The sequence below is a fragment of the Alkalihalobacillus deserti genome (genome assembly GCF_020734105.1).
In the GTDB taxonomy this organism is placed as follows: Bacteria; Bacillota; Bacilli; order Bacillales; family Bacillaceae_D; genus Halalkalibacter; species Halalkalibacter deserti.
Genome location: NZ_JAJAFR010000054.1, coordinates 1 through 3,855, shown reverse-complemented (window position 1 = coordinate 3,855; position 3,855 = coordinate 1). Strand labels below are relative to the sequence as shown.

Below are 3,855 nucleotides of genomic sequence, written 5' to 3'. Positions count from 1 at the left end.
ATGGTACTCCGAAAGACCTGAGTGTACATAAATGAATGCACAATAAGATAAGCCCAAACATTATTCCAATTAAACCAAATGTCCCCGCTAATGCCATCATTCCAAAACGCAACATTCGTATGGTTGCGGCTAAATTGATAGCAGGAAAGCAAAAGTTCGATATTGCTGTAATTCCAACGACTATAACCATTGCAGGTGAAACCAACCCTGCTTGAACAGCAGCTTGTCCTAAGACCAATGCTCCAACAATACTCATTGCTTGCCCGACAGCTCTAGGCATTCGAACTCCCGCTTCTCGCAAAATCTCAAAAGCGACTTCCATTAGAAGTGCCTCCATAAGTGCGGGGAAGGGGACACCTTCACGCTGTGCCGCTATCCCAATTAATAATGTAGTGGGGAGCATTTCTTGATGGTAAGTCAAAACAGCAATGTAAAGGGATGGAGCTAGTAAAGCAATAAAAAAACAGGAAAATCGTAGGATCCTTAGTAAAGTAGCAATGTCTGCGCGCAGGTAGTAATCTTCACTCGCTTGGAAAAACTCAACAATCAAACTTGGTACTACCATAACAAATGGAGACCCATCCACAAATATTGCAACGCGCCCTTCTACAAGTTTTCCAGCAACTGAATCTGGTCTTTCAGTGCTGAAAATAGTAGGGAATGGCGTGAATTTCTCGTCTTGTATCAGTTCTTCTATGTATCCAGTTTCTAAAACTGCATCTATATCAATCCGATCTAATCGTTCCTGAACTTCCTTTATTACATCATCATTTGCAATTCCTTTAATATAAGCGACAACGACTTTTGTTTTAGTGACTCTCCCGATTTCCTTTGATTCCATCCATAAGTTAGAACTTCTTATTCTACGCCGTAACAAGGATGTGTTTGTTCCTATTGTTTCTGTAAAACCCTCTCTGGGACCCTTAATAAGGGTTGCGGATTGAGGTTCTTCTACACCACGTTTTTCATATCCTGGAATGCTTACTGAGATAGCTTTTGATTGGTTTTCAACCAAAAACGCAGCGTGCCCGGATAAGATATTAGTCGTTAATGTAGCGAAGTCTATTATTTCAGCAACTCCTCCAATAGTGACTGCTTTTTCTTTTAAAGCATTAATAAGTGAAGTGTTGTCTTGGTCTTGTGATTCAATGTCATTTGGTTTTAATTTATAAATTAATGAATCAATTAGTTCTTGAAGAGAAGATGTGTCAATCAAACCTTCTGTGAACACGATCGTCACGTCAATTTTATTTTCTGGACCTATTTTAATCTTTCGTATAACAAGGTCGGCGCTATTGCCTAACTTGTTTTGGATATGTTTAATGTTTTCTTTCAAAGAAGACTTTAAATGTTCCTGCTTAGAAGATGAATTTCCCACTTCTTCATTATTAGTTGTTTTCCGAACAATATTCTTCAATGCTTTTCTAGTGAGTCTCGTCAAAACTTATTGCACCTCCTCACTTTAAATATTCTTAACAAATATTCAAATATTTATGAAAGGATTAAAGATGTCCATTCAAGTTCAATGAGGTAGATGACCCGGTCAAGGAATGTATTGAATATAATTTCAAGGGTTTACAACAGTCGATGTTCCATAGATTAATATCTAGCATAACGTACCTATAGAATCCTTTTTTGGCAGCACCAAGAAAACGCAAATATATATCATCAAGAGTTAAAAATGATTTAATTTACGTTTCCTCATAATTTCGACATACTAAATAGCCTTCTCAATCCAATTGGAAGGCTTGGTTTTAAGTATTTTAATGTTTATTTATCTAAATACCTCTTTACGTTTAAAAATGTAGAAGATCCATTGTATGAACTTATTAGCACAAGCAATCATAACAACTTTATGAGATCTACCTTCTTCTCGTTTTCTTGATAATATTCTATTAGTTTATCATTTCTAGATTTCTTAGACCACTTAATACTGCATTGTAAAGAGCCTATCGAAGCCTACTTGAACCTCTTTTTGTTATTCGGTTATAACCGATTCGTGAACTCTTGGACTCAATGTCTGCGAAGGCTACAAGTTTTTTGGGTGTAAGAGTTAGCAACGATAACCCTTATTCTGAAACTATGTTTCGTACCATGAAGTACCGACCTGAATTTCCTTATAAGGGATTTCAAGACTTGCCAGTAGCTCGAGAATGGACAAATAAATTTATCCATTGGTACAACTGTGAGCATCAGCATAGTGGACTTAAATTCGTGACACGTGAACAAGTTCATACAGGGGGTTATATAGATGTGCTTAAAAATAGTGAAATAGTTTATGCGCAAGTAAAATAGCAGCATCCTGAACGATGGTCACGGGGGACAAGAGATTGGAAGGCATACAATTCAGTGGCGTTAAATCCATTGAAAGATAACCTGTCCCAATAGAACTGAGTAACATTTGTTCTATTTGGACAGGCAGCAAGCGAAGCGCGGTTGAAGTAAGGTATTAAATAAGTTAAATGCGTCAACTATCTTGACAAACACCGCCTCAAAGAAAATAGCTCCACCAACTAGATCTAAAGAAATGTAGAAAGCAAAGAATATTAAAATAAACAAAGAGGATATAGCTCACCTTACCAAAAGTAAGTCACGGTACTTAATTGTCATTCGATAAAATTCATAACATTATATGTTATCTGAAAGTTAAAGTTATACCTTCCTAACTCACAACTTACATAGCTGCTGCATTCTCTTTTTGAGATTAATACTTCGGTCTACTTAATGGGGTGTAATTAATAATAAAATATCCTAAAATTAATATTAAAATAACAATAGCATACACAAGTGTACTGATGGGGTCAGTATGATCAATAATGATTAATCTAGTCATTGCAGTTATTCCGATATAAATGAAATATCGTAATGGAAAATGATAATTATCTCTAAAATACTTAACTATCATTGAAATGAATTCAAAATAAAGAAAAAAAAGTAAAATATCCTCTAAAAGGTGTAGTTCATTTTTATTTAAAAGAGTGACCATACCAAAATGATAAAGTTCTTTTAAAAGTAAAATGCAGAGCAAAACACATAAAAGTATTAATGATACATTTAAAAAAAGTTGAAAGACTTTTGGTATTGAAATTGGGTTACTCATTTTTATCAAATCGTCCACCTTATTCCTATTATCATCAGCTTAAAAATTAATAAAATCCATCAAATTAATGTATTAACTAAATCTTCACAACCTTCAATAGGACTTTTACAAAAACCTATTTCAAATTCACGTAAACCTTTTTATAAGAGAGTCACCTTAATACTTTAATCACTCCCAATACCTTTTATATCTTCTTTTAAAATAGCTAAAGTACTGTCAGGGATAATACGGTCCCCTAGATTCACATTCATTAGTGATTATAATTCACCAATTTTAATTTTCTTATCGTCCCTTGGTTTTTTTATCAATAATTCACAAGATAAAAGCTCGCCAAACAATCCTACAACTTTTTAGGATAGTCATAATAATCATTTGGCAAGCCCCTCTTTTTAGTTAGATTTTTTGAGTATGGAGTTTTCCTTGACTAAATAGTTTGATGTATTCGTAACTTCCGGCTTTAGAATCTGTACCAGATAAATTAAATCCACCAAATGGATGAATACCTACAAGGGCACCCGTACAGTTTCGATTCACATATAAGTTCCCACAATACATACGTTCAATTGCTTGGTCTATACGAGCTTGATCGGAAGAGAAAAATCCACCTGTTAGACCGTAATCTGTACTATTATAAATCTCAATCGCTTCTTCCCAGTCTTTTGCTTTCGCAATCGCAAGGACAGGGCCAAAGATTTCTTCCTGCATAATTCTACTATTACGATCGGCATCTCCAAAAATAGTTGGATTAATATAGA

At 34.7% G+C, this 3,855-nt stretch carries 4 protein-coding genes; 1 reads left to right on the top strand and 3 read right to left on the bottom strand.

From position 1 onward, the window contains the following. A partial coding sequence (locus LDX58_RS25475; RefSeq protein WP_227940461.1) for a spore germination protein occupies positions 1-1,441 on the bottom strand: 1,441 nt, incomplete at its 3' end. Between the two features lie 575 nt (positions 1,442-2,016). Here LDX58_RS25475 and LDX58_RS26945 point away from each other — a divergent pair. Next, on the top strand, positions 2,017-2,295 hold the full coding sequence (locus LDX58_RS26945) for an integrase core domain-containing protein (protein WP_227940460.1): 279 nt from the start codon (positions 2,017-2,019) through the stop codon (positions 2,293-2,295). 409 nt (positions 2,296-2,704) lie between these two features. On the opposite strand, the gene psiE is transcribed toward LDX58_RS26945, so the two are convergent. Beyond that, positions 2,705-3,100, bottom strand: a complete 396-nt coding sequence (gene psiE, locus LDX58_RS25465) for a phosphate-starvation-inducible protein PsiE (RefSeq protein ID WP_227940462.1) — start codon at positions 3,098-3,100, stop codon at positions 2,705-2,707. 393 nt (positions 3,101-3,493) lie between these two features. Beyond that, on the bottom strand, positions 3,494-3,855 hold a 362-nt coding region (locus tag LDX58_RS25460; RefSeq protein ID WP_227940036.1), incomplete at its 5' end, for an aldehyde dehydrogenase family protein.